The 944-nt window shown below is 59.6% G+C and carries 1 protein-coding gene; it reads left to right on the forward strand.

Translation table 11 applies throughout. From position 1 onward, the window contains the following. Positions 1-109: 109 nt before the first annotated feature. Positions 110-944, forward strand: an 835-nt coding sequence (locus AC1D00_RS42975) for an MBL fold metallo-hydrolase (protein WP_477014904.1), incomplete at its 3' end; no start/stop codon positions are given.

Genomic DNA, 944 nt, shown 5'->3' on the forward strand with positions numbered 1-944 from the left:
CAGGTGACCCGCGTCTGGGCCCGACTGTGTACAATTTGTCGATCGCAGACAAATGCTATGATATTTTCGCAAGGCGCATTCTCAGGAAGCATCGGCTAGGGAGCAAAGAATGAAATCGGCATGGTTGTTTGTCGGCTTTTCTTGCTTGGTATTCATGTCGACGGTTCCCACCGAGACGAGGGCCGAGAGCGACTTCAAGGTGACGCTACTGGGCACCGCCTCGCCTGCACCGCGCCCCGATCGCTATGGACCGAGCACGCTCGTCGAGGTCGGCGGGCAGGTTCTGCTGTTCGACGCCGGGCGCGGTGTGCCGATCCGCATGGGGCAGATCGGGGTGCCTGTCGGCAAGATCGATGTCTTGTTCCTCACGCACTTTCACTCCGACCACGTCTCCGGTATACCGGATGTCTGGCTCACCGGCTGGCTCGGGGGGGTGGCGTTCGGTCGCCGCAAGGCGCCATTTCATGTAATCGGCCCGACCGGCACCAAGAATTTGATGTCCAACCTTGAGAAGGCTTATGAGCTCGACATCAGCATCCGCGAAGCCGACGAGAAGCTGTCGCCGCAGGGTATCGCGGTGCAAGCCGACGAGTTCGACAAGGATAGCGTTGTCTACGAGAAGGACGGCGTGAAGGTTATCGCCTTCGAGGTCGATCATGGCGATGTGATCAAGCCAGCTTACGGCTATCGCATCGAATACAAGGGGCGCGCGGCGGTCGTCTCAGGCGATACGCGCTACAATCAGAACGTCATCAAAAATGGCACGGGCGCTGATCTGTTGGTGCACGAGGTGGCGATTGCGCGGCCGGAGCTGATGTCCAATCTATTCGCGCAGGCCATCATTGCGCACCACACCAGTCCCCACGACGCCGGGCGCGTGTTCGCGCAAGCCAAGCCGAAACTGGCCGCCTACACCCACCTCGTCTTCCTTAGCAATGAGAAAG

Source organism: Bradyrhizobium sp. P2_E8 (genome assembly GCF_056403875.1).